The sequence below is a fragment of the Falsiroseomonas selenitidurans genome (assembly GCF_012103215.1).
In the GTDB taxonomy this organism is placed as follows: domain Bacteria; phylum Pseudomonadota; class Alphaproteobacteria; order Acetobacterales; family Acetobacteraceae; genus Falsiroseomonas; species Falsiroseomonas selenitidurans.
In genome coordinates, this window is record NZ_JAAVNE010000014.1 from 51,557 (window position 1) to 75,085 (window position 23,529).

Annotated in this window: 19 protein-coding genes and 2 tRNA genes; 14 read left to right on the forward strand and 7 right to left on the reverse strand. The window is 71.2% G+C overall.

The genetic code is table 11. The features are described 5' to 3' along the window. Nucleotide 1: 1 nt before the first annotated feature. From HEQ75_RS10675 to HEQ75_RS10690, 4 genes are all read right to left on the reverse strand, one after another. On the reverse strand, nucleotides 2-1,303 hold the full coding sequence (locus tag HEQ75_RS10675; protein WP_168030159.1) for a tetratricopeptide repeat protein: 1,302 nt from the start codon (nucleotides 1,301-1,303) through the stop codon (nucleotides 2-4). Then, nucleotides 1,303-1,764, reverse strand: a complete 462-nt coding sequence (locus HEQ75_RS10680) for a GNAT family N-acetyltransferase (protein ID WP_168030161.1) — start codon at nucleotides 1,762-1,764, stop codon at nucleotides 1,303-1,305. Before HEQ75_RS10680 ends, HEQ75_RS10675 begins: the two co-directional genes overlap by 1 nt. Nucleotides 1,765-1,832: 68 nt before the next feature. Further along, nucleotides 1,833-2,468 carry a ParA family partition ATPase gene (gene parA / locus HEQ75_RS10685; protein WP_168030163.1) on the reverse strand — a complete coding sequence of 212 codons (636 nt, stop codon included), beginning with the start codon at nucleotides 2,466-2,468 and terminating at the stop codon, nucleotides 1,833-1,835. 53 nt (nucleotides 2,469-2,521) lie between these two features. Beyond that, nucleotides 2,522-2,887 (reverse strand): hypothetical protein, encoded by a 366-nt coding sequence (locus HEQ75_RS10690; protein ID WP_168030165.1) that lies wholly within the window; start codon nucleotides 2,885-2,887, stop codon nucleotides 2,522-2,524. 82 nt (nucleotides 2,888-2,969) lie between these two features. Between HEQ75_RS10690 and HEQ75_RS10695 the strand changes: the two genes are divergently transcribed. The 5 genes from HEQ75_RS10695 (at nucleotide 2,970) to HEQ75_RS10715 (ending at nucleotide 9,261) form a co-directional block, all read left to right on the forward strand. Next, nucleotides 2,970-4,424, forward strand: a complete 1,455-nt coding sequence (locus HEQ75_RS10695; protein WP_168030167.1) for an NAD(P)H-hydrate dehydratase — start codon at nucleotides 2,970-2,972, stop codon at nucleotides 4,422-4,424. Between the two features lie 3 nt (nucleotides 4,425-4,427). Next, nucleotides 4,428-5,885 (forward strand): malonyl-CoA decarboxylase, encoded by a 1,458-nt coding sequence (locus HEQ75_RS10700; RefSeq protein WP_328733515.1) that lies wholly within the window; start codon nucleotides 4,428-4,430, stop codon nucleotides 5,883-5,885. Nucleotides 5,886-5,963: 78 nt separating this feature from the next. Then, complete coding sequence (locus HEQ75_RS10705) at nucleotides 5,964-7,160, forward strand: MFS transporter (protein WP_168030169.1); 1,197 nt, start codon at nucleotides 5,964-5,966, stop codon at nucleotides 7,158-7,160. Between the two features lie 76 nt (nucleotides 7,161-7,236). After that, nucleotides 7,237-8,208 carry a tripartite tricarboxylate transporter substrate binding protein gene (locus HEQ75_RS10710; RefSeq protein WP_168030171.1) on the forward strand — a complete coding sequence of 324 codons (972 nt, stop codon included), beginning with the start codon at nucleotides 7,237-7,239 and terminating at the stop codon, nucleotides 8,206-8,208. Between the two features lie 63 nt (nucleotides 8,209-8,271). Next, complete coding sequence (locus tag HEQ75_RS10715; RefSeq protein WP_168030173.1) at nucleotides 8,272-9,261, forward strand: isopenicillin N synthase family dioxygenase; 990 nt, start codon at nucleotides 8,272-8,274, stop codon at nucleotides 9,259-9,261. 30 nt (nucleotides 9,262-9,291) lie between these two features. On the opposite strand, the gene HEQ75_RS10720 is transcribed toward HEQ75_RS10715, so the two are convergent. Genes HEQ75_RS10720 through HEQ75_RS10730 form a run of 3 tightly spaced genes read right to left on the reverse strand, consistent with a single transcriptional unit; the run spans nucleotide 9,292 to nucleotide 12,277 of the window. Next, nucleotides 9,292-10,332, reverse strand: coding sequence for a sensor histidine kinase (locus HEQ75_RS10720; RefSeq protein ID WP_168030175.1), 1,041 nt, complete (start codon nucleotides 10,330-10,332; stop codon nucleotides 9,292-9,294). Next, the gene (locus HEQ75_RS10725) at nucleotides 10,329-10,766 is read right to left on the reverse strand and encodes a response regulator (protein WP_168030177.1); all 438 of its coding nucleotides are present in this window, start codon (nucleotides 10,764-10,766) and stop codon (nucleotides 10,329-10,331) included. Before HEQ75_RS10725 ends, HEQ75_RS10720 begins: the two co-directional genes overlap by 4 nt. After that, nucleotides 10,763-12,277: a sensor histidine kinase gene (locus HEQ75_RS10730; RefSeq protein WP_168030179.1), complete on the reverse strand. Its 1,515-nt coding sequence runs from the start codon at nucleotides 12,275-12,277 to the stop codon at nucleotides 10,763-10,765. Before HEQ75_RS10730 ends, HEQ75_RS10725 begins: the two co-directional genes overlap by 4 nt. Nucleotides 12,278-12,477: 200 nt before the next feature. Here HEQ75_RS10730 and HEQ75_RS10735 point away from each other — a divergent pair, with 200 nt between their 5' ends. The 9 genes from HEQ75_RS10735 to HEQ75_RS10775 all read left to right on the forward strand — a co-directional run bounded on the left by HEQ75_RS10735 (nucleotide 12,478) and on the right by HEQ75_RS10775 (nucleotide 23,287). Continuing rightward, the gene (locus HEQ75_RS10735; protein WP_168030181.1) at nucleotides 12,478-14,871 is read left to right on the forward strand and encodes a 1-deoxy-D-xylulose-5-phosphate synthase N-terminal domain-containing protein; all 2,394 of its coding nucleotides are present in this window, start codon (nucleotides 12,478-12,480) and stop codon (nucleotides 14,869-14,871) included. Next, nucleotides 14,868-15,896, forward strand: coding sequence for a class I SAM-dependent methyltransferase (locus tag HEQ75_RS10740; protein WP_168030183.1), 1,029 nt, complete (start codon nucleotides 14,868-14,870; stop codon nucleotides 15,894-15,896). Before HEQ75_RS10735 ends, HEQ75_RS10740 begins: the two co-directional genes overlap by 4 nt. A gap of 46 nt (nucleotides 15,897-15,942) precedes the next feature. Further along, nucleotides 15,943-16,023, forward strand: a tRNA-Leu gene (locus HEQ75_RS10745). Nucleotides 16,024-16,165: 142 nt separating this feature from the next. Further along, nucleotides 16,166-17,506 (forward strand): trigger factor, encoded by a 1,341-nt coding sequence (tig, locus tag HEQ75_RS10750; RefSeq protein ID WP_168030185.1) that lies wholly within the window; start codon nucleotides 16,166-16,168, stop codon nucleotides 17,504-17,506. Between the two features lie 311 nt (nucleotides 17,507-17,817). Next, nucleotides 17,818-18,462 carry an ATP-dependent Clp endopeptidase proteolytic subunit ClpP gene (gene clpP, locus HEQ75_RS10755; protein WP_168030187.1) on the forward strand — a complete coding sequence of 215 codons (645 nt, stop codon included), beginning with the start codon at nucleotides 17,818-17,820 and terminating at the stop codon, nucleotides 18,460-18,462. A gap of 223 nt (nucleotides 18,463-18,685) precedes the next feature. Then, a complete protein-coding gene (clpX, locus tag HEQ75_RS10760) occupies nucleotides 18,686-19,942 on the forward strand; it encodes an ATP-dependent Clp protease ATP-binding subunit ClpX (RefSeq protein ID WP_168030189.1) in 1,257 nt (418 codons plus the stop codon). A 192-nt stretch (nucleotides 19,943-20,134) separates the two neighbouring features. Continuing rightward, a complete protein-coding gene (gene lon, locus HEQ75_RS10765; protein ID WP_168030191.1) occupies nucleotides 20,135-22,555 on the forward strand; it encodes an endopeptidase La in 2,421 nt (806 codons plus the stop codon). Between the two features lie 277 nt (nucleotides 22,556-22,832). Continuing rightward, nucleotides 22,833-23,105 (forward strand): HU family DNA-binding protein, encoded by a 273-nt coding sequence (locus HEQ75_RS10770; RefSeq protein ID WP_168030193.1) that lies wholly within the window; start codon nucleotides 22,833-22,835, stop codon nucleotides 23,103-23,105. A 110-nt stretch (nucleotides 23,106-23,215) separates the two neighbouring features. Then, nucleotides 23,216-23,287 (forward strand) — tRNA-Val (locus HEQ75_RS10775). Nucleotides 23,288-23,529 lie beyond the last annotated feature (242 nt).

Genomic DNA, 23,529 nt, shown 5'->3' on the forward strand with positions numbered 1-23,529 from the left:
CCTATGTCGCCGGCGTGCCAAGCCGTTGCGCCAGCCGCCGCGTCGCCGCCTGGTCCGGATGCGCGCGCTGCAGCACCGCCAGATGCGCCATCGCCGTGGTGCGATCCCCGTCGGCCAGCGCCATCTCCGCCAGTTGCTGTTGCGCCACCGGATGGTCCGGCACGGCGCGCAGCGCGGCGCGGTAGGCGGTGCGGGCGGGGCCGGATTCGCCGAGGCGTTCATGCAGCCGGCCGATGGCCGCGTGCTGGTTCGCCTCCCGCTCCGCGCCCACCCGCATCTCGCGCTCCAGCAATGCCAGGGCGGCCTGCAGGGCGGCGGCCTGATCGACCGGCGGCGGCCCGGCGCCGGGGGGCGGGCCTTCCGGCACCTCCAGCGGCGCGAACAGGCGCGGGCGGTCGGGGAACCAGCGGCGGCGCACCGCCTCGTTCACCGCCTCGAAGCGCCCCAGGAAGGCGGCGGCCTCCGCCGGGTGCGGTCGCCAGCCGCGGCCGGGCAGGGTTTCCGACGCCGCCTGCACGAAGCGCCGCCACAGCGGTGAGGCGGCGCTCAGCCCCTGCGGGGTCGCCTTCATCCAGGCGCCCATGCTGCGCAGCAGGTCGATGCCGCCGGGGGTGAGGGAGAGGTTGGATTGCCGGTCCGGGTCGTCCTGCGGCACCGCCAGGTCGATCCCGCACAGCGCCAGGAAGTCGTCCACCGCATCGCCGTTGCGCAGCAGGTCGCGCTCGAAGATCCGCACCAGCAGGGCGTCCGCGCCGAAGATCCCGGCCCAGAGGTCCAGCAGCCGGGCGTAGTCGTATTGCCCCAGCCGCTCCGGCCCCGCCTGCGGCATGGTGGGCGGGTTGATCTGGGCGATGCGCAGCGCCTGAGTGTAGCCGGAGGCGAAGTGCTGGTCCTGCCGGCGCAGGTAGACCACCACGCGGAGGCGCCGGGCCAGCGGCGCCAGCAGGTCGCGCAGCCGCCCGACCTCCTCCGGCGTGTTCAGCAGCCCGCCGCATTGCTCGGCGGACAGGATGATGAGGCGGGTGGTGGCCGGCAGCGCCGCCATCTCCGCCGCGAAGTCGCGCCGGAAGCGGTCGAGCCGCGCCGCGGCGCCGATGCCCTCCCACAAGGCCGGGTTGAAGTGGCCCAGCCGGTCCAGCGAGACCAGCGAGGCCGGCAGCATCCCGTGATTGGCCCAGCCCGGTGCCGCCGGGTAGCAGACGCCAAGCTTCGCCAGCGCCGGCCGCCGCGCCCCCAGCACCCGCTGGATGGAGGAGGTGCCGGTCTTCGACTGGCCGATATGCAGGATGAGGTCCGGCGCCATCACAGCGCCTTGCGGAACCAGACGCGCGCATGGCCGGCCGGCATGCCGTCCAGCCGGCCGAATTCCGTGTAGCCATTGGCTTCCCAGAAGCCGGGCGCCTGGAAGCTGAAAGTGTCCGTGTAGGCCTGGGCGCAGCCGCGCTCCCGCGCGATGGCCTCCGCCCGCTGCAGCAGTTCCGAGCCGACGCCCTTGCCGCGCAGGTCGCGCGACAGCCACAGCCAGTCGATGAACAGCCAGCCCCAGAAGGTGAGGCCGAGCAGCCCGCCGCGGGCGCTGCCATCCGCCGCGCGGGCCAGCAGGGTCACCGGCTCCCGGTCATAGGGGCCGCCCATCTCCTGGTTGAAGCTGTGCAGGCCGCGCTGGATGGCGGCGACGGCGTCGAGTTCGGGGAAGGTGTCCTCGGAGATCTCCACCCCCGCATCCGGGCTCATGCCGCGCCGGGTGCCCTTCGCCTGCGCCATCGCTCTCCCGCCCTCCGTGTGCTGCGGCGCGGCAAGTGGCCATAAGCCGGGGCGGCTGAAAAGCCCCGTCAGCCTCGGCGCAGCGCCATCAGGGCCTCCGCCAGGGCCCGCACTTCCCCGGCCGCGACGGAACGCGGGGCGGCCTCCGTCACGCCGAGGCCGCCGGCGAAGGCCTGGGCGATGCCGGTGCGGTTGCCGATGGCGGGCTCCAGTCGCCGCAACTGGCGCTTGTCCAGCGCCGCCAGCACCTGGGCCAGCAGCTTGCCGCTGGCCGGCGCGCGGTTCAGCGCGATGGCGGTGGGCCGCTTCTCGCCGCGCGCCAGGTCCAGCGTCGCGTCCATCGCCCAGAGGTCGGCGGAGGAAGGCTGCAACGGCACCAGCACCAGGTCGGCGCCGCGGATGGCGATGCGCGCATCGGTATCGGCATGCGGCGGCGTGTCCAGCAGCACCACGTCATGCGCGCCGCGCAGCCGGTCCAGCGCCGCCGGCACGCGCCAGCCGGCGGGGGCTTCCAGCACGAAGGGCAGGGCGCGCGGCCCGGCCTTGGCGCGTTCCGCCGCCCAGCGCGCCAGGGTCTGCTGCGGGTCGGTATCCAGCACCGCAACGCGATGCCCCTGGCCGGCCAGGGCGGCGGCCAGGTTGGCGGTCAGGGTCGATTTGCCCGCGCCGCCCTTGCGCTGTGCGACCGCCACCACGAAGGCCATGCCTGCGACTCCAGCTTGGGTTGCGGCCGGAGCCTAGCATAGCGGTGGCCTGACTATGGTCGCGGCTCCATCCCTGGCGCCCGCGGGTTGTCCGGCGCGCGGCCGGCGCCGGGGCGTGGCGGGATCGGGCTGTCGCCGAAATCGCTCCACCCGTCGCTGCGGCGCGGCTGCCGGGCGCCGGGCACGGGGGGCGCCGGCATGGTCTGGTGGTCCGGCGGCGGGGCGGTGCGCGGCGCCAGGTTGCGCGGCGCGCCGACGCCATCCGCCGGGCCGGGCGGCGGGTTCGCCTGCGCCGGCGGCGGCGAGCGCGGCATCTCGGTGGCCGGTGGCACCGCATTGGCGGCGGGGCCGCCCTGCAGCAGGTTCTGCGCCGCGGCCGGCTTGGCCATGCCCAGCGGCAGCAGCAGGGTGAGGGTCAACAGAGTGACGTTTCGCATGCCCCGATAGCGCGGCAGCGGCCGATGGGTTCGCCGCGGCCGGCAGGCGGCCTATCCTGCCGGCATGGAATGGCCGCCCGAATTGCTGACGCCCGCCGAGATGGCCCGCGCCGATGCGGCGGCGATCGCCGGCGGCCTTCCCGGCCTGCGCCTGATGGAAGCCGCCGGCACCGCCGTGGCCCGCGCCATCCGCCGGCGCTTCCGCCCGGCCCCGACGCTGGTGCTGGCCGGGCCGGGCAACAATGGCGGCGACGGTTATGTGGTGGCCCGGCTGCTGGAGCAGGCTGGCTGGCCGGTGGCGGTCGCCGCGCTGGCGCCGCCCGCGCCCGGTGGCGATGCCGCGGCGATGGCGGCGCGCTGGCGCGGGCCGACCCGCCCCTTCAACGCGGCGGAAGCCGGCCGCGCCGGGCTGGTGGTGGATGCGGTGTTCGGCGCCGGCCTTTCCCGCCCGGTCGAAGGCCTGGTGGCGGCGGTGCTGGCGGCGGCGCGGGGCCCGCTGGTGGCGGTGGACATGCCAAGCGGCGTCGACGGTGCAACCGGCGCCGTCGCCGGCTTTGCGCCCCGGGCGGCACTCACCGTCACCTTCTTCCGCCTGAAGCCGGGCCACCTGCTGTATCCCGGGCGCGGGCTCTGCGGCGAATTGGTGCTGGCCGATATCGGCCTGCCGGCGGCGGTGCTGCCGGCGATCGGCCCGCGCGCCTTCCGCAACGGCCCGGCGTTGTGGCGGCTGCCGGTGCCGGGGGCGGAGGCGCACAAATACGCGCGCGGCCATGTCGCGGTGGCGGCCGGCCCGGGGATGACCGGCGCCGCCCGCCTGGTCGCCGCCGGGGCGCGCCGCATCGGCGCCGGGCTGCTGACCATTCTCGCCCCCGATGCCGCGACCGCCGCCGTGCTGCGCACCGCGGAGGCCGGGGTGATGGTGGCCACCGGGGCGCCGGCTGAACTGCTGGCCGATGCGCGGATCGGCGCCTGGGTGATCGGCCCCGGCCTGCCGCCCCTGGCCGCGACGCTGGACCTGCTGCGCCAGGCGGTGGCGGCCGGGCGGCAGGTGGTGGCCGATGCCGGCGCGCTGCGGGCCGCCGCCGGCCGCCCCGTGGCGCTGGCCGGCTGCGCCGTGCTGACACCCCATGCCGGGGAATTCGCCGCGCTGTTCGGCCCGCCCGGTGCGGACCGCCCCGCCGCCGTCCGCGCCGCGGCGCGCGCCACCGGCACCGTGGTGCTGCTGAAGGGCGCGGACAGCCTGGTGGCGGCGCCGGATGGGCGGCTCGCCATCAACAGCAATGCGCCACCCTGGCTGGCCACCGGCGGCACCGGGGATGTGCTGGCGGGGATGGTGGCGGGGCTGCTGGCACAGGGCATGCCGCCTTTCGAGGCCGCCTGCGCCGCCTGCCACCTGCACGGCGCCGCCGCCACGCGGCTGGGCCCCGGCCTGCTGGCGGAGGATCTGCCCGCCGCGCTGCCGGGGCTGCTGGCGCCGATGTTGCTCGACGCCCCGCCTCACTTCGGGCATGATTTCTGAAACATGCTGAAAGGTTCCGTGATGTCGGATGTGGCCGCACCGCCGGGCCTGATCGACCGTGCCCTGCGCCGCGTCACCGCGTTGTGGCGCGACATCGCTTCCTCCACCCCGGCGGAAGCGGATGGCATCGCCGCGCAGATGCGCGCCTGCCTGGAGGCCCGCGGCGGCGAGGTTTCCGCCCGCTCCCGCGCCGCGCGGCTGGCGCAGAGCTACCTGGCGGCGGACCATGCGGCGCGCGGCGAATTCCTGCTCGCCCTCGCCGGCTTCGATTCGGACGCCGCGGCGGTGGCCGAGGCGTGGGAGGCGGTGGCTGCCGCGCCGGATGCCGCCGCCCGCGCCGGCGCCAAGGCAAGGCTGCGCCGGGTGCTGGAGCCGCCGCGCCTGCGCCTGATGACGCAGTTCACCACCATCCCGGACGGGGTGAAGTTCCTGGTGGAGCTGCGCGCCGACCTGATGGCGCGGATGAAGGGGGAGCCGCTGCTGCAGGCGCTGGAGGCGGACCTGCGCGGCCTGCTGGCCAGCTGGTTCGATGTGGGCTTCCTGGAGCTGCGGCGCATCGACTGGACCTCCCCGGCCGAATTGCTGGAGAAGCTGGTGGGGTATGAGGCGGTGCACCGCATCCGCACCTGGCGCGACCTGAAGAACCGGTTGGATTCCGACCGCCGCTGCTACGCCTTCTTCCACCCGCGCATGCCGGACGAGCCGCTGATCTTCGTCGAGGTCGCGCTGGTGGAAGGCATGGCCGCCAGCGTGCAGGGGCTGCTGGACGAAAAGGCACCGCTGCTGGATGCGCGCAAGGCGGACACCGCGGTGTTCTACTCGATCAACAACTGCCAGCGCGGGCTGGATGGCATCTCGTTCGGCAATTTCCTGATCAAGCGGGTGGTGGAGGTGCTGAGCGCGGAGTTCGGCAATCTGAGCTGCTTCGCCACCCTCTCCCCCATCCCCGGCTTCCGCGCCTGGCTGGATGAGAAGCTGGAGGCCGGCGACACCACGCTGGTCACGGAGGAGGAAGCCCAGGCCCTGCGCCTGGTGGCGCCGCCTGACCCGGCGCTGGCCGCCCCGGGGGCGGAGGCGGGCGTTGCGGTGGCGGAGACGCCGGGCCAGACGCTGCGCCGGCTGATCGCGCGGCGCGGCTGGGCGCGGGTGGAGGCGGCGTCCCGCCAGCTGGAGCCAATCCTGACCCGCGCCTGCGCCCGCTACCTGCTGGCGGAATCCGGCCGCGGCGGCCGCCGCGCGCGCGACCCGGTGGCGCATTTCCACTTGTCCAACGGCGCCCGGGTGGAACGGCTGAACTGGCGGGGCGACACCTCGGAGAAGGGGTTCAGGGAGGCCTGCGGGCTGATGGTGAACTACCGCTACGACCCCGCGAACATCGAGGACTACCACGAGCAATATGCCGGCGAGGGCAAGCGCGCCGCCTCGCCCGCGCTGCGCAAGCTGGCCAAGAGCTTCCTGTAGGCCCCGGCCCTTCCGGCCCCGGCTTGAGAAGCCGCGCCGCGCCTGCAAGGATCGCCGGGGAAACGTCGGGGCGTCAGGGTGCAGATCGGGGGGATGGGCGGCGGCGTGCTGGGCGTGCCGGATGCCCGGCGCATCCTGGCGGTGGGGTTGCTGGTCTCCGTCGCCCGCTGGCTGGAGATGCTGGTGGTCGGCGTGGTGGTCTGGCAGCAGACGCAATCCGCCTTCCTGGTCGCCATGATGACGCTGCTGCGGCTGCTGCCCATGGGGCTGTTCGGCGCCTTCCTGGGCGTGGCGGCAGACCGGGTGCAGCGGCGCGCGGCGCTGCTGGCGATGCTGGCGGTGCAGGTGGCGACCGCTTCCGTGCTCGGCGGCCTCGCCCTGGCCGGGGTGCTGGACGCCTGGCACCTGGCGGTGGCGAGCTTCGTCGGCGGCTTCGTCTGGGCGGCCGACAACCCGGTGCGCCGGATGATGCTGGGGGAGGTGGTGGGCGCGGCGCGGATGGCGCGGGCCATTTCGCTCGATGTCGTGGTGAACAATGCCAGCCGCATCGCCGGGCCGGCGGTGGGCGGCACGCTGCTCGCCGCCTTCGGGCTCGGCCCGGCCTTCCTGGTCTGCGCGCTGTTCTACGGCTTCGCCGGCGCCGTCGCGCTGCGGCTTGATTTCCGCAGCGAGATCGCACCGCGCCGCGCCGGCGTGTGGCGCGACATGCGTGACAGCTTCGGCCTGGTGCTGCGCACGCCCGGCATGGCCGGCGTGATGGTGGTGACGCTGATCTTCAACGTCTTCGGCTGGCCGCTTTCGTCCATGATCCCGGTCATCGGCCAGGAGAGGCTGGGGCTGGGGGCGGAGGGCGTCGGGTTGATCGCGGCGATGGACGGCATCGGCGCGCTGCTGGGCGCGGCGCTGCTGGTGCCACTGGTGCGGCCGGCCTGGTATCGGAACATCTATGCCGGCGGCACAGCGCTCTATTGCGGCCTGTTCGCGGTCTTCGCGCTGATGCCGCATGCCCTCCCGGCGGCGCTGGCGCTGCTGCTGGTGGGCATCGGCAATGCCGGCTTCGCGGCGATGCAGGCCACGTTGGTCTACACCACGGCACCGCCCGAGATGCGCTCCCGCGCCCTTGGCGTGCTGTCCGCCTGCATCGGGCTGGGGCTGGTGGGCTTCCTGCACCTCGGTGCGATGGCGAACTGGCTGGGCGCGCCGGCGGCAACCGTGCTGATCGGCGCGGAGGGCGTGCTGGCGCTGGTGCTGACGCGCCGGCTGTGGCGCGGCTGACCGCCGGCCACGTCAAGACGCTTGCGCCGCCGCGCCGGCCTCGGCCAAATGTCGTGACAAACAGGAGGCATCAACGATGCAACGCATCACGCGCCGCGCCGCGCTGGCGGCCGGGCTTGCCCTTCCCGCGCTGGGCCTGCCCGCTTCGGCGCAGGCGCGCTTTCCGGACCGTCCGATCCGGCTGATCATTCCCTGGACGCCGGGCGGCCCGGCCGATGGCGGCTTCCGCATCCTGGCGGAGCTGGTGGGGCAGAAGCTCGGCCAGTCCGTGATCGTGGAGAACAAGCCCGGCGCCGCCGGCATCCTCGGCGCCATGGCGTTGAAGGAGGCGCGGCCGGATGGCACCACCATCTCCCAGATGCATATGGGCGTGGTGCGGCAGATGCTGCTGAACCCGCGCCCGCCCTACCATCCCATCGACGACCTCACCTACATCCTGCAGATCACCGGCTTCGTCATGGGCACGGTGGTGCGCGCCGATGCGCCGTGGAAGACGCTGCCCGAACTGCTGGACCATGCGCGCGCCAACCCCGGCAAGCTGAACTTCGGCACGCTCGGCATCGGCTCCACCCAGCACCTGGCGATGGAGCGGATCGGCCTGGCCAGCGGCGTCACCTGGCAGCATGTGCCCTATCGCGGCACCTCGGACACGCTGCGCGCGCTGCTGGGCGGGGAGATCCACTTCGCCTCCGAATCCTCCGGCTGGGCACCGCTGGTGCTGAGCGGGCAGTTGCGGCTGCTGGCGCTGTACAGCTCCGCCCGCGCCGCGCGCTTCCCGGATGTGCCGACGCTGCGCGACCTCGGCATGGACATCGTCATCGACAGTCCCGGCGGGCTGATCGGGCCGCGCGGCATGGATGCGGATGTGGTGAAGGTGCTGGCCGATGCGTTCCGCGCGGCCGCGCAGGACCCGCGCCATGTCGAATTCCTGGCCCGGCTGGACCAGCCGCTGATGCTGGCCGATGGCGCCGCCTATCGCGCCTCCATGCAGCAGGCGATGGTCGATGAACGGGCGCTGCTCGGCCGGTTGAACCTGCTGCCGGCGTGACGCGGGTTGCACCCGGCCGCACCGGGTGCAAGCCTTTGCCGCAAGAGACCGTGGAGGATCGTGATGAGCGACAGCATTCCCGTCCTGGACCTGGCGCCGCTGCGGGATGGCACGCCGGGCGCGCTGGACCGGCTGGGGGAGGAACTGCGCCGCGCCTTCACCGAGGTGGGCTTCTACTTCGTGCGCAACCACGGCATTCCGCAGGCGCTGCTGGACGAGACCTTCGCCGCCGCGGAACGCTTCCACGCGCAGCCGATCGAGGCGAAGCTGGCGCTGAAGATCAATGAGCACAACATCGGCTACATGCCGATGCGCGGCGCCACCACGCGGGTGAACGCGGTGGGCGAGGTGGCGCTGCCGAACGCGAACGAGGCCATCTTCTTCAAGCGCGAATTGCCGGCGGACCATCCTGACGTGGTGGGCCGGGTGCGCTTCCGCGGCCTGAACCAATGGCCGGACCTGCCCGGCTTCCGGGCGCAGGTGCTGGCCGCCTGCGATGCCTTCGAGGGTCTCGGCCTGCGCCTGCTGCCGCTCTACGCCCGCGCGCTCGGCCTGCCGGCGGATTTCTTCGCGCCCCATTTCAAGGAGCCGATGTACACGCTGCGGATGTCGCACTACCCGCAGCAGGCCCCCACGGCGCCGGAGAACGAGTTCGGCATCGCGCCGCATGTGGACACCAGCTTCATGACCATCCTGGCGCAGAACCGCATCCCGGGCCTGTCGCTGCGGATGCCGGGCGGCGACTGGGTCGATGCGCCGGCGCCGGAGGGCGCGCTGCTGATCAATGGCGGCATGATGCTGCGCCGCTGGACCGACAAGCGCTTCCTGGCCACGCCGCACCGGGTGATCAACCGCTCCGGTCAGGAACGCTACGCCATCCCCTTCTTCATGGATGCCGGCTACCGCGCGGTGATGGCGCCGATCACCGAGGATGGCAGCGCGGGGCGGGAACCGCCGATCACCTATCCCGACTTCATGACCGGCTACCAGCGCAGCAACTTCCACCATGCGGCGGACGACAAGGCGGAGAAGGTGGCGATGCAGGGGGCCTGAAGCGCGCCCTATCGGTCAGTTGAACCTTGGTCAGTTCAGGGCGAAGCGGACGGTGATGCGGGACCCCGGGCCGCCGGCGAATTCCACCAGCCCGCCGATGGTCTGCGCCATCGCCTGCACGATCCGCCCGCCGAGCCCGGTGCCGGCGGGGGCATGGGCGCCGGCGCCGCCGATGCCGTCATCCTCCACCCGCAGCACGCCGGCACCATCCTCCTCGGTCAACGTGACGCGGATCGGCCCGCCCTGGGGCAGGTCGGGATAGGCGTATTTCAGCGCATTCGTCACCAGCTCGGAGAGGATGACGCCGAGCGAGACGGCGCGGTCCGGCGGCACCTGCAGGTCGGCGCCGGTGAAGTCGATGCGCGCCGTCTCCACGCTGCGGCCGATTTCCGTCAGCAGGCCGCCCAGATAATCGTTCAGCGCCACCGCGCGCACATCGGCCGAGGTGTAAAGCCGGCGATGCACCTGGGCAACGGCGGCGATGCGGTGCCGCACGGCGGCCAGCGCCGCGCGCGCCGCCGGGTCCGCGACCGCGCCTTCCTGCAGCCGCGTCAGGCTGGCGATGATCTGAAGGCTGTTGGCAACGCGGTGGTTCACCTCCTGCAGCAGCAGCGCCCGGCTGGCCGCCAGCTCCTCCGCCCGGTCCAGCGCCGCGCGCACCTGCGCCTCGGCCTCCGTCTGCCGGCGGCGCATCGCGGCGCGGTCCACCGCGCCGTCGATGGCGCGTTGCAGCAGCAGCAGGAAGCTCTCGCCCGGCGTCTTGACCACGAAATCCTCGGCCCCCGCGCGCAGCGCCGCCACGGCGACGCGCGTCTCGTCCGCGCCGGTGACGAAGATGACCGGCGCCGGCTGGTCGCGCAGCAGGCCCAGCGTCTCCAGCCCATCGGCGCCGGGCATGTAGTGATCGAGGCAGATGGCATCGAAGCCGCCCTGCCGGGCGAGCCGCACGCCCGCATCGCCATCATGCGCCGTCACCACCTGCCGGCCCATCCGCCCGAGGGCCCGCTGCACCAGGCGGCACAGGGCCTGGTCGTCGTCGATGTAGAGGATGCGGGAAGCCGGTTCGCTCATGGCGCGGTGGGCGGCACCTGGATCACCGCGAGGAACAGGCCGAGCTGGCGCACCGCCTGGGCGAAGGTTTCGTAGTTCACCGGCTTGGTGATGTAGACTGAGCAGCCCAGGTCGTAGCAGCGCCGGATCTCCCGGTCGTCATCGGTCGTGGTCAGCACGATCACCGGTGCGAGCTTCAGCACCGGGTCTGCTTTCAGCCGCGCCAGGATGTCGATGCCGCTCATATCCGGCAGGTTGAGGTCGAGCAGCACCAGCACCGGCGGGCCGCCCTGGCGGTGCGGGCCGAACAGGTGGTCCATCGCGGCGGTGCCGGAGGCGAGGTGCAGCACCTCGTTGTAGACGCCGGCGCGCTTCAGATTCTTCTCGATCAGGCGGGCGTGGCCCTCGTCATCCTCGATCATGACGATGGTGACGGCCTGGGCGGAGACGTTCATGCGGGCTGCTCCTCGGGGCTCGGCTGCAGCGCCGGGTCGGCAGCCGGCAGCTTGTCCGGCAGCAGCAGGGTGAAGACGGATCCCTCGCCGAGGCGGGAGGTCAGGCGGATGTCGCCGCCCATGCGGCGGGCGAGCGCCCGCACATGCGCAAGGCCGATGCCCTCGCCCGGCTGGTCCTGCGGGCCGGAGCGGCGGAACAGCTCGAACACCCGCCCATGGTCGCGGGCGGCGATGCCGCGGCCATTGTCCACGACGTCGATCGCATGCATCCCGGCCTCCCGCCGTGCGCGCACCAGGATGCGGCCGGGCCGGGTCGGCTCCAGGTATTTCAGGGCGTTGTCGAGCAGGTTGCCGAGGATCTGTTCCAGCGCCAGCCGGTCGCTTTCCAGCGTCGGGAAGGGCGGCTGCAGGCGCAGCTCCGCGCCCCTGGCGTCCAGCTGGTGCGCCAGGCTGCCGGCCAGGGATTCCAATGTCGCCCCCAGCGGCACCGGCTCCGCCACCAGCCGCCGGCGGCCTTCGCGCGACAGCGCCAGGATGGCGCCGATCAAGCGGTCCATGCGGTTGGTGGAGGAGCGGATGAAGCCGATCGCTTCCGGGATATCCTCCCGCACCGCCTCGCGCAGCGCCGGGGTCACCAGGGCGGGGGCCTCGATCTCGGCGCGGTCCATCGCCTCCCGCACCGCGACCAGCGCGGTCTCCAGCTCCTGGGTGAAGCCCATCACATTGACCAGCGGCGCGCGCAGGTCGTGGGAGACGATGTAGGCGAAGCGCTGGATCTCCTCATTCGCCGCCACCAGCGACCCGGTGCGCGCCTGCACCCGCTGTTCCAGGCTGGCATTGGCGCGCTTCAGCGCGGCCTGGGCGGAATCCAGGTCCCGGGTATAGCGCATGGCGATGGTCAGGGTGGCAAGGCCGAGCAGCGCCACCAGGGCGCAGCCGCCCAGCGCCGCGGCCAGCAGCACGCCGCCGGCGCGCTCCAGCGTCGCGCTGCGGTCCTGCAGCCGGGCCAGGGCGCGGGCCTCGATGCCCTGCAGCAGGCCGCGGATCTGGTCCATCAGCGCCTTGCCGCGGCCCTCGCGCACCACGTCGATGGCGCCCGCCAGCTCGTCCTGCTGCGCCAGGGCGATGGTGCGGCGGATCTCCGCCAGCTTGGCCGTGATCAGCCCGTCCAGCGTCGCCTCCAGCGCCGGGTTGCCGCCCTCGGCGGCAAGCCGGGCGCCGAGTTCGGGCAGGTCCGATTCCAGCGCCTGCTCCGATTCCTCGAAGGGCGCGAGGTAGGCGGCATCGCCGGTCAGCAGGAAGCCGCGCTGGCCGGTTTCCGCATCCTGCAGCGAGCCCAGCAACTGCGCCGCCGCCACCCGCACCTCCTGCGTCGCCACCACGGCGTCGGCATAGCGCCGGGTTTCCTGCACCATCCAGACGAAGCTGGCCGCAAGCCCCAGCAGGACCAGGAAGCCCAGCATCTTCAGGCCGAGGGTGATGCGGCCGAAGGCGGCCTGAGTCCAGGTCATGGATCCGTTTCGGTTTCAATCGGGGCGCGAAGGGGGGGGCGGCCACATCGCCGCGCCAGCGAGCCTTGCACAAGAGCGTGGCGGCAACCGATGCGCAGGCGCGCTTCACTTCGGCGTGACGCGCCCGGCCGCCGGGGTGCGGCTTCGCGGCGGGCCTCGGCCAGCCTATCCTGGGAAGCAGTCCCTGACGGAGGCGCCGCATGACTGCCGAACGCCCGCTCCATCCACCCGCCCTGGACCGGGACCCGGGCCAGCGCCTGCGGCTGCTGCATGCGCTGGAGCGCAAGCTGCTGTGGCTTTCCGCCTGGATGATCCACCACGCCAACCACATCCGCCCGAACCGGGACGGGTTGAAGGTGGGCGGGCACCAGGCCTCCTGCGCCTCCTCCGTCTCCATCCTCGCGGCGCTGTATTTCGAGATGCTGCGGCCGGAGGATCGCGTCGCGGTGAAGCCGCATGCCGGGCCGGTGTTCCACGCCATCAACTACCTGCTGGGCCGCCAGGACCGCGACAAGCTTTCCACCCTGCGGCAGTTCGGCGGCATCCAGCCCTATCCCAGCCGGGTGAAGGACGGGGCGGAGGTGGATTTCTCCACCGGCTCCGTCGGCCTCGGCGTGGCGCTGACCACCTTCGGGTCCCTGGTGCAGGATTATGTGAAGCTGCACGGCTTCGGCCGGCCGGAGATCCCCGCCGGGCGCCATGTGGCGATTGTCGGCGATGCCGAGCTGGACGAGGGCAACATCTACGAGGCCCTGCTGGAAGGCTGGAAGCACGATGTCCGCAACGTCTGGTGGGTGGTGGACTACAATCGCCAGAGCCTGGACAGCGTGGTGCCGGACCGGCTGTTCGGTCGGATCGAGGGGCTGTTCCGCGACATGGGGTGGAACGTCGTCACCCTGAAATACGGTCGTCGCCTGGAAGCCGCCTTCGCCCGCCCGGATGGGGAGGCGCTGCGCCGCTGGATCGACGACTGCCCGAACAGCCTCTATGCCGCGCTCACCTTCCAGGGGGGCGCCGCCTTCCGCCACGCCCTGCTGGCGGAGCTTGGCCGGGTGCCCGGCCTGCGCGCCATCATCGACCCGCTGACCGATGACGAATTGGCCGCGCTGATGACCAACCTCGGCGGCCACGACATCGAGACGCTGACCGAGGCGTTCCGGGCCGCGGATGCGGAGGGCGACCAGCCTACCTGCTTCATCGCCTACACCATCAAGGGCATGGGCCTGCCCTTCGCCGGCCACAAGGACAACCATGCCGGGCTGATGACGAAGGAGCAGATGGCGAGCTTCAAGGCCGCCATGGGAATCCGCGACGGCCATGAATGGGACCGTTTCGAGGGCCTGTCCGAACCGGCGCCCGATCTCGAGCGCTTCCTCGCCGGCATCCCCTTCGCCCGCGCCCTGGCGCCGGAGGGCCGCCAGTTGCAGGCGCCGGTGATCCCGGTGCCGGCCAGCCTGCCGGCGCCACGCATCCCGCCGGGGCGGATGATGTCGACCCAGGCCGCCTTCGGCGAGATCCTGGCCGAGATCGGCCGCGGGCAGGGGGAGAATGCCCGGCTGGCGGAGCGCATCGTCACCACCAGCCCGGATGTCACCGTCTCGACCAATCTCGGCCCCTGGGTGAACCGCCGCGGCATTTTCGACCGGCATCTGAAGAACGACGTTTTCCGCGATGCCAAGCTGGCGAGTGCGCAGCGCTGGGGCATGGGGCCGGAGGGGCAGCACATCGAGCTCGGCATCGCCGAGCAGAACCTGTTCCTGCTGCTGGGCGCGCTCGGCCTGTCCCATTCCCTGTATGGGGCGCGGCTGCTGCCGGTGGGGACGGTGTATGATCCCTTCGTCAACCGCGGCCTGGATGCGCTGATCTATGGCTGCTACCAGGATGCGCGGTTTCTTTTGGTATCAACACCCTCCGGCCTTACTCTCGCCCCGGAAGGCGGCCAGCACCAGTCGGTGAACACGCCGCTGATCGGCATCGCTCAGGACCGGCTGGTGGCCTATGAACCGGCCTATGCGGATGAGTTGGCGGTGCTGATGCGTTTTGCCTTCGACCACATGCAGAAGCCGGATGGCAGTGCCGTCTGGTTGCGCCTCTCCACCCGCGCCCTGGCGCAGCCCGACCGCCGCCTGGATGCGGCGGGCGTGATCGCCGGTGGCTACTGGGTGGTGCCGCCCGGCCCGGGTGCCAGGCTCGCCATCGCCTATCAGGGCCCGGTGGCGCCGGAGGTGCGGGAGGCTTTCGATGCGGTGCGGGAGGATGTGCCGGAGGCCGGGCTGCTGGCGGTGACCAGCCCGGACCGGCTGCAGGCCGGCTGGCTGGAAAGCCGGCGCAGGCAGCGCCAGGGCCGGGCCGGCGAGATCGCCGCGATCGAGCGGCTGCTGGCGCCGCTGGATCGCGACGCGGCGCTGGTGACGATCCTGGACGGCCATCCGGCCGCCCATGCCTGGCTGGGGGCGGTGCGCGGCCAGCGCGTGGTGCCGCTGGGGGTGGATCGCTTCGGCCAGGCCGGTGACCTGCCGGATCTCTATGCCGCCTATGGGCTGGACTCCGCCGCCATCCTCGATGCCTGCGCCGCGGCGGTGCTGGGCCGATGAGCGGGCAGCCCGGCCCAGCGGCGGTGCCACCGGCCAGCATCCTGCCGAAGAAGCGCGACCTGCCGCCGCCGACGCTGGAGGATGTGCGCGCCGCCTACCGGTTGTTCCTGAACCGGGAGCCGGAGAATGCCGGCGTGCTGGAACGCCACCTTGCGGCCTCGCCCAGCTTCGCCGCGCTGACCCAGCGCTTCGCCCGCTCCGACGAGTTCATCGCCAGCGGCGCGCCGCCGCCACCGCCGCTGCTGCCGCTGACGGCGCCGCCGCTGGCGGTGGAGGTGGCGGCGGACCCCGGGCCGATGGCGGCGATGCTGGCGCGGATCGGGGGCTATTGGGAGCGCATCGGCGCGGAGGCGCCGCATTGGTCGGTCCTGACCGACCAGCGCTTCCTCCCGGAACGGATTGCGGAGACGAAGGAGGCCTTCTACGCCTCCGCCCGCTATGACGCCGATCTGATAGTGGCGCTGCTGGCGCGCCAGGGGATTGCGCCGGACTCGCTGCCGCGCTGCCTGGAATTCGGCTGCGGCGTCGGCCGGGTGACGCTGGCCCTGGGCCGGATCTTCCGGCAGGTGACGGGCTGCGACATCTCGCCGCCGCATCTGGAACTGGCGCGGCAGGAAGCCGCGGCACGGGGCGCCACCAACCTGTCCTGGCACCGCAGCACCATGGCCATGCCGATGCCCGAGGCACGCTGGGATTTCTGGTATTCGCGGATCGTGCTGCAGCACAACCCGCCGCCGGTGATCGCCATGCTGCTGCGCCGGGCCTTCGCGGGCCTGGCGCCGGGCGGCGTCGCCATCTTCCAGGTGCCGACGCACTGCCTGGGCTACCGGTTCCGCGTCGCCGAGTACCTGGCGCAGACCGCGCCGGTCAGCATGGAGATGCATGTGATCCCGCAGGCCAGCGTCTTCGCCCTGGCGGCCGAGGCCGGGCTGCAGGTTCTGGAGGTGCGGGAGGACAGCCATGTGGTGAGCCGCAATGCCGCGTCCTGGCTCTCCAACCTGTTCGTCCTGCGCCGCCCGGCGTGAGGTGCGGCTTGGCGCGGCGGCCGGCTTCACGCTAAAGCCGGACCACGCGGGCGTGGTGGAATGGTAGACACGCTGGTTTTAGGTACCAGTGGCGCAAGCCATGGGGGTTCGAGTCCCTCCGCCCGCATTTTCCCGCTGCTCCGGCCGGGGCCGACGGTCCGGTTTCGGGTCCCTCCCCATTGCCCCGGGCGCCTGCGGGCGGTAACGGGGCGGGCCTCAAAGCGTCTTGCGCCCGTCATGGGCGCCTCTGTGCATGAAGAAGGTTCGAAATGCAGGTCACCGAGCTTCCCGCCGAGGGGCTGAAAAGGGCGTTCCAGGTCGTCGTCCCGGCGGCCAGCCTCGCTGAAAAGCGCGACAAGCGCCTGAAGGAGCTTGGGGCGGACCTCCGCCTGCCCGGCTTCCGGCCCGGCAAGGTGCCCACCGCCGTGGTCAAGCAGCGCTATGGCCAGGCCGTGGCCGGCGAGGTGCTGGAACAGTCGGTGGATGACGCGACCCGCCAGGTGATCGCCGATCGCGGCCTGCGCCCGGCGACGCAGCCGAAGATCGAGCTGGTGAACTACAGCGAAGGCGCCGATCTGGAATACAAGATCGACCTGGAGCTGCTGCCCGAGATCGCGATGCCGGATTTCGCCGCCATCGTGCTGGAGCGCCAGAAGGCGACCCCGGGCGAGGCCGAGATCGACGCCTTCCTGGCCACCATGGCCGGCCGCCTGGCCAATCTCGAGGATGTGGCGGAACCCCGCCCCGCCGCGAAGGGCGAGATGCTGGTGGTGGATTTCGAAGGCCGCACCAGGAACGAGGATGGCAGCCTGTCCGAGCCCTTCCCGGGCGGCACCGCCACGGACACCCCGATCGAGGTGGCGGGCGAGGGCTTCATCCCCGGCTTCACCGAGCAGCTGGAAGGCATGGCGCCGGGCGAGCAGAAGGACATCCAGGTGTCCTTCCCGGCCGAATACGGCTCCGCCGAGCTGGCCGGCAAGGATGCGGTCTTCGCCATCAGCGCCAAGGCGCTGAAGGTGAAGGTGCTGCCGGTGATGGACGATGAATTCGCCAAGCGCGTCGGCCTGGACGACATCGCCACCCTGCGCGGCAAGGTGGCGGAGAACCTGCAGGGCGAATACGACGCGCTGGCCCGCATGAAGGTGAAGCGCGCCCTGCTGGACGCGCTGGCCGAGAAGGCGGTGTTCGAGGTGCCGCCGGGCATGGTGGCGGCCGAGTTCGAGCAGATCTGGCAGCGCGTTGAACAGGACCTCAAGGCCGGCCGCCTGGACGAGGACGACAAGGGCAAGGATGAGGAGACGCTGAAGGCGGACTACCGCGCCATCGCCGAGCGCCGCATCCGCCTGGGCCTGCTGCTGTCCGAGATCGGCCGCAGCAACAACATCCAGGTGACCAATGACGAGCTGGGCCAGGCGATGCGCCAGGAGGCCAGCCGCTACCAGGGCCAGGAAAAGCAGGTGCTGGAGTATTTCCGCAAGAACCCGCAAGCCGTCGAAAGCCTGCGGGCGCCGATCTTCGAGGAGAAGGTCGTCGACTACGTGCTGGAACTGGCCCAGGTGACCGAGACGCCGATCGCCCCGGCCGAACTGACGGCCCAGGCGGCCGGCTGAGGCGCCGGGCCGGGGTTGCGAGCCGGCACCGGTCATCGATCGCGGCAAGCGGGGCGGCACCTTCGGGGCCGCCCCTGCTTGCTTTTCGCCTGCCGCCGCCCCAGTTGAGCGCCCCGGTGCCGCCACCGTGAACCGGGCGGCGGGAACCGCGGAAGTGGGGCGGTTGAAGAAGGGGGGGCTTTGCGGGTCGCCCCGGTTTGCCCATCTTAAAGGGAATGGCAGAGATTCGCTGTCAGGCTCGGGGTGGCTGCGGCCCCGGACCGCGCGATTGCGCCCCGACCGGCAACGGAGGGGCATGAAAGGGACCACCGATGCGTGACCGCGATCCGGTCGAGATCTACAACAACTCGCTCGTCCCGATGGTCGTCGAACAGACGGCGCGCGGCGAGCGGGCCTACGACATCTATTCGCGCCTGCTGAAGGAGCGGATCATCTTCCTGACCGGGCCGATCTACGACCAGGTTGCGTCGCTCATCTGTGCACAGCTGCTGTTCCTGGAAAGCGAGAACCCGAACAAGGACATCGCCTTCTACATCAACAGCCCGGGCGGCGTGGTGACGGCCGGCCTCGCGATGTACGACACGATGCAGTACATCCGCAGCCCGGTCTCCACCGTCTGCATCGGCATGGCGGCTTCCGCCGGCAGCCTGCTGCTGACGGCGGGTGCCAAGGGCAAGCGCTACGCCCTTCCGAACAGCCAGGTGATGATCCACCAGCCCTCCGGCGGCGCCCAGGGCCAGGCGACGGACATCGAGATCCAGGCGCGCGAGATCCTCAAGACCCGCGCGCGGCTGAACCAGATCTACGTGCACCATACCGGCCAGCCGATCGAGGAGATCGAGCGCAAGATGGAGCGCGACACCTATCTGTCGGCCGAGGAGGCGCGGGCCTTCGGGCTGATCGACCAGGTGGTGGAACAGCGGCCGGTGCCGCCCGCCGACCCGGCCAAGATCTGAAGCCGGCGACCGGGGCCGGCAGGGGCGGATTCCGCGCCGCCCCCGGCACCGGTCGGATTGCCGTGCCTGGCCTGGCCCGGGGCGCCCCGCCCCGGGGCGGGTTGCACTTTCCCCCGCAGCGATGCGGGATTACACTCACATGTTGCCCTCCCCCCGGCCGGGGGGCGGGTGTCCCGGACCGCCGCTTGCCTGCGGGTCCCGGATAGAGGCTTTCGGAGCGCGCATGAGCAAGTCCGGCGACTCGAAGAACACCCTGTATTGCTCGTTCTGCGGCAAGTCGCAGCACGAGGTCCGGAAGCTCATCGCCGGGCCCACCGTGTTCATCTGCGACGAATGCGTCGAGCTTTGCATGGACATCATCCGCGAGGAGCACAAGACGCACCTCGTGAAGTCGCGCGACGGCGTGCCGACGCCGCGCGAGATCTGCAAGGTGCTGGATGACTACGTGATCGGGCAGGACCACGCCAAGCGGGTTCTCTCCGTCGCAGTGCACAACCACTACAAGCGGCTGGCGCATGGCGGCAAGACCGGCGAGGTCGAGATCGCCAAGTCCAACATCATGCTGGTCGGCCCCACCGGTTCGGGCAAGACGCTGCTGGCGCAGACCCTCGCCCGCATCCTCGACGTGCCCTTCACCATGGCGGACGCGACCACGCTGACGGAGGCCGGCTATGTGGGCGAGGATGTCGAGAACATCATCCTCAAGCTGCTGCAGGCCGCCGACTACAATGTGGAACGCGCCCAGCGCGGCATCGTCTACATCGACGAGGTCGACAAGATCAGCCGCAAGTCGGACAATCCCTCCATCACCCGCGACGTGAGCGGGGAGGGCGTGCAGCAGGCCCTGCTGAAGATCATGGAAGGCACCGTCGCCTCCGTGCCGCCGCAGGGCGGGCGCAAGCATCCGCAGCAGGAATTCCTGCAGGTGGACACGACCAACATCCTGTTCATCTGCGGCGGCGCCTTCGCGGGGCTGGAGAAGATCATCTCCGCCCGCGGCAAGGGCTCGGGCATCGGCTTCGGCTCCGAGGTCCGCGCCCCGGATGAGCGCCGCACGGGGGCCATCCTGCGTGAGGTGGAGCCCGAGGACCTGCTGAAGTTCGGCCTGATCCCCGAATTCATCGGCCGCCTGCCGGTGGTCGCGACGCTCGAGGACCTGGACGAGAAGGCGCTGATCGAGATCCTGACCAAGCCGAAGAACGCGCTGGTCAAGCAGTACCAGCGGCTGTTCGAGATGGAGGGCGCGAAGCTCACCTTCACCGAGGATGCCATGAAGTCCGTGGCGATCCGGGCCATCCAGCGCCGCACCGGCGCGCGCGGGCTGCGTTCGATCATGGAGGCGATCCTGCTCTCCACCATGTTCGACCTGCCCGGCCTCGAGGATATCGAGGAGGTGGTGGTGAACCGCGAAGTGGCGGAGGGCCGCGCCAGCCCGCTCTACATCTATGGCGAGCGGCCGGCGGAGCAGTCCGCCGGGTGATCTCCCGGGGCGCGCCCCTTCTGCCGCCCAGGCCCTTCCGGGGGTTGGATGTCGCGCCTTGTGGCATCGCCCTCGGGGGACCATCTGATTTGACAATCCCGTGGCGTCGGGGGCCGTGCCGAGAACCAGGCCTCCCATGGTGGGTCGGCCTGGGGGCGGCTCCCGCGCCGATCGTCCCATGCGAGGTCCGAAATGGCGGCCAATCCCACTGAACCCGTGCGCGGCGAACTGCTTCCCGTCCTGCCGCTGCGCGATATCGTCGTGTTTCCCCATATGATCGTGCCGCTCTTCGTCGGCCGCGAGAAATCCGTCCGCGCGCTGGAAGCGGTGATGCGCGACGACAAGCAGATCCTGCTTGTCGCGCAGAAGAACGCCGCGCAGGACGACCCGGGGGCGGAGGACCTGTACCAGGTCGGCACCGTCTCCACCGTGCTGCAATTGCTGAAGCTGCCCGACGGCACGGTGAAGGTGCTGGTGGAAGGCGGCAAGCGCGCCCGCATCGCCGCCTACAAGGGCACCGATCCCTACTTCGAAGCCTTCGCCGCCACGACGGAGGAGGTGAAGCCGGAGGGACGTGAGCTGGAGGCGCTGGCCCGCACCGTGGTCGCGCAGTTCGAGCAGTACATCAAGCTGAACAAGAAGATCGCGCCGGAGGTGCTGGTCTCGATCAACCAGATCGAGGAGCCGGCCAAGCTGGCCGACACGGTGGCGAGCCACCTGAACCTCAAGATCTCCGAGAAGCAGGAACTGCTGGAGATCGAGGGCGTCGGCCCGCGGCTCGAACGCGTCTTCGCCCACATGGAATCCGAGATCGGCGTCCTGCAGGTGGAGAAGCGCATCCGCTCGCGCGTCAAGCGCCAGATGGAGAAGACGCAGCGCGAGTACTACCTGAACGAGCAGCTGAAGGCGATCCAGAAGGAGCTGGGCGAGGGCGAGGAGGGCAAGGACGAATCGGCGGAGCTGGAGGCCCGGATCAAGGCCACCAAGCTGTCGAAGGAGGCCCGCGAGAAGGCGATGGCCGAGCTGAAGAAGCTCAAGACCATGAGCCCGATGTCGGCCGAGGCGACCGTGGTCCGCAACTACCTCGACTGGATGCTGTCCATCCCGTGGAAGAAGAAGACCAAGATCCGCAACGACATCGTCGCGGCGGAGCAGGTGCTGGACGCGGACCACTACGGCCTTGAGAAGATCAAGGAACGGATCATCGAGTACTTGGCGGTGCAGACCCGCAGCCCGAAGATCCGCGGCCCCATTCTGTGCCTGGTCGGCCCGCCCGGCGTGGGCAAGACCTCGCTCGGCAAGTCTATCGCCAAGGCGACCGGCCGCAACTTCGTGCGCATGAGCCTCGGCGGCGTGCGGGACGAGGCGGAGGTGCGCGGCCACCGGCGGACCTATATCGGCTCCATGCCCGGCAAGGTGCTGCAGGGGATGAAGAAGGCGAAGTCCTCCAACCCGCTGTTCCTGCTGGATGAGATCGACAAGCTGGGCGCCGACTGGCGCGGCGACCCGTCCTCCGCCCTGCTCGAAGTGCTGGACCCGGAGCAGAACGGCACCTTCAACGACCATTACCTGGAGGTCGATTACGACCTGTCGGACGTGATGTTCGTGACCACGGCCAACAGCCTGCGCATGCCGCAGCCGCTGCTGGACCGCATGGAGATCATCCGCATCCCCGGCTACACCGAGGATGAGAAGGTGGAGATCGCCAAGCGCCACCTGATCCCCAAGGTCAGCGAGGCGAATGGCCTGAAGACGCTGGAGTGGAGCATCTCCGAGGAGGCGCTGCGCGACCTGGTGCGCTACCACACGCGCGAGGCGGGCGTGCGCAACCTGGAGCGCGAACTGGCCGGCATCGCCCGCAAGGCGGTGAAGGAGATCGTCTCGAAGAAGTCCAAGAAGGTGGCGGTCACCATCAAGAACCTGGACAAGTTCGCGGGCGTGCGGAAGTACCGCTACGGCGAGGCCGAGGCGGAGGACATGGTGGGCGTCGTCACCGGCCTGGCCTGGACCGAGGTGGGCGGCGAGATCTTGACCATCGAATCCGTCGTCGTGCCGGGCAAGGGCGCGACGAAGACCACCGGCAAGCTGGGTGACGTCATGCAGGAGAGCGTCTCGGCCGCGCTGTCCTATGTGCGAAGCCGCTCGATCACCTTCGGCATCAAGCCGACGATCTTCGAGAAGCGGGACATCCATGTGCACGTGCCGGAAGGTGCGACGCCGAAGGATGGGCCTTCCGCCGGCGTGGCGATGGCGACCTCCATCGTCTCCGTCCTCACCGGCATCCCGGTGCGCCGGGACATCGCGATGACCGGCGAGATCACGCTGCGGGGGCGGATCCTGCCGATCGGCGGGTTGAAGGAGAAGCTGCTGGCGGCGCTGCGGGCCGGCGTCACCACGGTGTTCATCCCGAAGGAGAATGAAAAGGATCTCGCCGAGATCCCGGACAATGTGAAGAAGAACCTGACCATCCTGGCGGTCAGCCATGCCGACGAGGTGATCTCCCAGGCCCTGGTGCGCAAGCCCGAGGCGATCACCTGGGAGGAGCCGGCCGAGCCCGCCACGGCGGCTTCCGGCGGCGGCAAGGATGACGGCGCGACCGTCCGCCCGCACTGAGGTTCTGGCCCATTTGCAGAGGGGCGTCCGCCGCGAGGCGGGCGCCCCTTTCGCATGCGGGCCCGCCCAGGCGTGGCTTTCCCAGGCACCGGCGGGCGGGATGGCCGGCTGGGGCCTTTCCACCGCATGCGCCGCACGAATGGCGGATATCCGCCAGGAATCCGGGCTGGCGACGTTGACGCCGCAGAAACGCGGCTCCTAGTGTGCCGCACGGCGGACCGGGATTCGGGTTCGTTCCACCACGCGCTATGCACAGGAACCTGAAGGGGGGTCCCACATGAACAAGCAGGATTTGGTCGCCGTCGTCGCGGAGGCTGCGGATCTGCCCAAGGCCAAGGCCAGCGACGTGCTGGACGCGGTGTTCCAGGCGATCGAGGCGGCGCTGAAGGAAAAGGCGGAGGTCCGGCTGGTGGGCTTCGGGACCTTCAGCACCTCCAAGCGCAAGGCCGGCAAGGGCCGCAACCCGCGCACGGGCGAGGAGATCAAGATCCCGGCGACGACCACGGTGCGCTTCAAGGCCGGCAAGGGCCTGAAGGACGCCGTGAACTGAGCCGACCACGCCGCCAGGGTTGGTGAGGGGCCGGTCCCGCTGGGGCCGGCCCTTTCGCTGTTTGGGCCTTGGCGGCCGGCCGCCGGGCTTGTAGGGCAGGGGCTGCGCGAGGGCGCTTAGCTCAGCGGTAGAGCGCCTGTCTTACACACAGGTGGTCGGCGGTTCGATCCCGTCAGCGCCCATTCGCCCGCCGCCAGGCGGGCGCCCCCACGTAACGATCCGTGATGCGTGCCGCACAAGGCTCCGGCCCGATGGGCCAGGCGCGCGAAAGCGGGCCGCGGCAGGGCCGCGGAGCCAGGGGCCGCGGGGGCGGCCCGCCCGACACCGGGTATGAGCGCACCGTGCGACACCGCCGCAGGCGCAACCGGCAACGCGGCAGCGGCGGCAGGAAAGCGCTCGGTCAGCGCGCCGCCCTCACCGCCGA

What these genes read in the sequence shown, in the direction of transcription:
- HEQ75_RS10710 (WP_168030171.1), top strand. Translation starts at nt 7,237, where the DNA reads ATGCAACGCATCACGCGCCGCGCCGCGCTGGCGGCCGGGCTTGCCCTT.
- HEQ75_RS10735 (WP_168030181.1), top strand. Translation starts at nt 12,478, where the DNA reads ATGACTGCCGAACGCCCGCTCCATCCACCCGCCCTGGACCGGGACCCG.
- HEQ75_RS10695 (WP_168030167.1), top strand. Translation starts at nt 2,970, where the DNA reads ATGGAATGGCCGCCCGAATTGCTGACGCCCGCCGAGATGGCCCGCGCC.
- HEQ75_RS10720 (WP_168030175.1), bottom strand. Translation starts at nt 10,332, where the DNA reads ATGAGCGAACCGGCTTCCCGCATCCTCTACATCGACGACGACCAGGCC.
- HEQ75_RS10730 (WP_168030179.1), bottom strand. Translation starts at nt 12,277, where the DNA reads ATGACCTGGACTCAGGCCGCCTTCGGCCGCATCACCCTCGGCCTGAAG.
- HEQ75_RS10725 (WP_168030177.1), bottom strand. Translation starts at nt 10,766, where the DNA reads ATGAACGTCTCCGCCCAGGCCGTCACCATCGTCATGATCGAGGATGAC.
- parA (WP_168030163.1), bottom strand. Translation starts at nt 2,468, where the DNA reads ATGGCCTTCGTGGTGGCGGTCGCACAGCGCAAGGGCGGCGCGGGCAAA.
- HEQ75_RS10700 (WP_328733515.1), top strand. Translation starts at nt 4,428, where the DNA reads ATGCTGAAAGGTTCCGTGATGTCGGATGTGGCCGCACCGCCGGGCCTG.
- HEQ75_RS10740 (WP_168030183.1), top strand. Translation starts at nt 14,868, where the DNA reads ATGAGCGGGCAGCCCGGCCCAGCGGCGGTGCCACCGGCCAGCATCCTG.
- lon (WP_168030191.1), top strand. Translation starts at nt 20,135, where the DNA reads ATGGCGGCCAATCCCACTGAACCCGTGCGCGGCGAACTGCTTCCCGTC.
- clpP (WP_168030187.1), top strand. Translation starts at nt 17,818, where the DNA reads ATGCGTGACCGCGATCCGGTCGAGATCTACAACAACTCGCTCGTCCCG.
- HEQ75_RS10770 (WP_168030193.1), top strand. Translation starts at nt 22,833, where the DNA reads ATGAACAAGCAGGATTTGGTCGCCGTCGTCGCGGAGGCTGCGGATCTG.
- tig (WP_168030185.1), top strand. Translation starts at nt 16,166, where the DNA reads ATGCAGGTCACCGAGCTTCCCGCCGAGGGGCTGAAAAGGGCGTTCCAG.
- clpX (WP_168030189.1), top strand. Translation starts at nt 18,686, where the DNA reads ATGAGCAAGTCCGGCGACTCGAAGAACACCCTGTATTGCTCGTTCTGC.
- HEQ75_RS10715 (WP_168030173.1), top strand. Translation starts at nt 8,272, where the DNA reads ATGAGCGACAGCATTCCCGTCCTGGACCTGGCGCCGCTGCGGGATGGC.
- HEQ75_RS10680 (WP_168030161.1), bottom strand. Translation starts at nt 1,764, where the DNA reads ATGGCGCAGGCGAAGGGCACCCGGCGCGGCATGAGCCCGGATGCGGGG.
- HEQ75_RS10675 (WP_168030159.1), bottom strand. Translation starts at nt 1,303, where the DNA reads ATGGCGCCGGACCTCATCCTGCATATCGGCCAGTCGAAGACCGGCACC.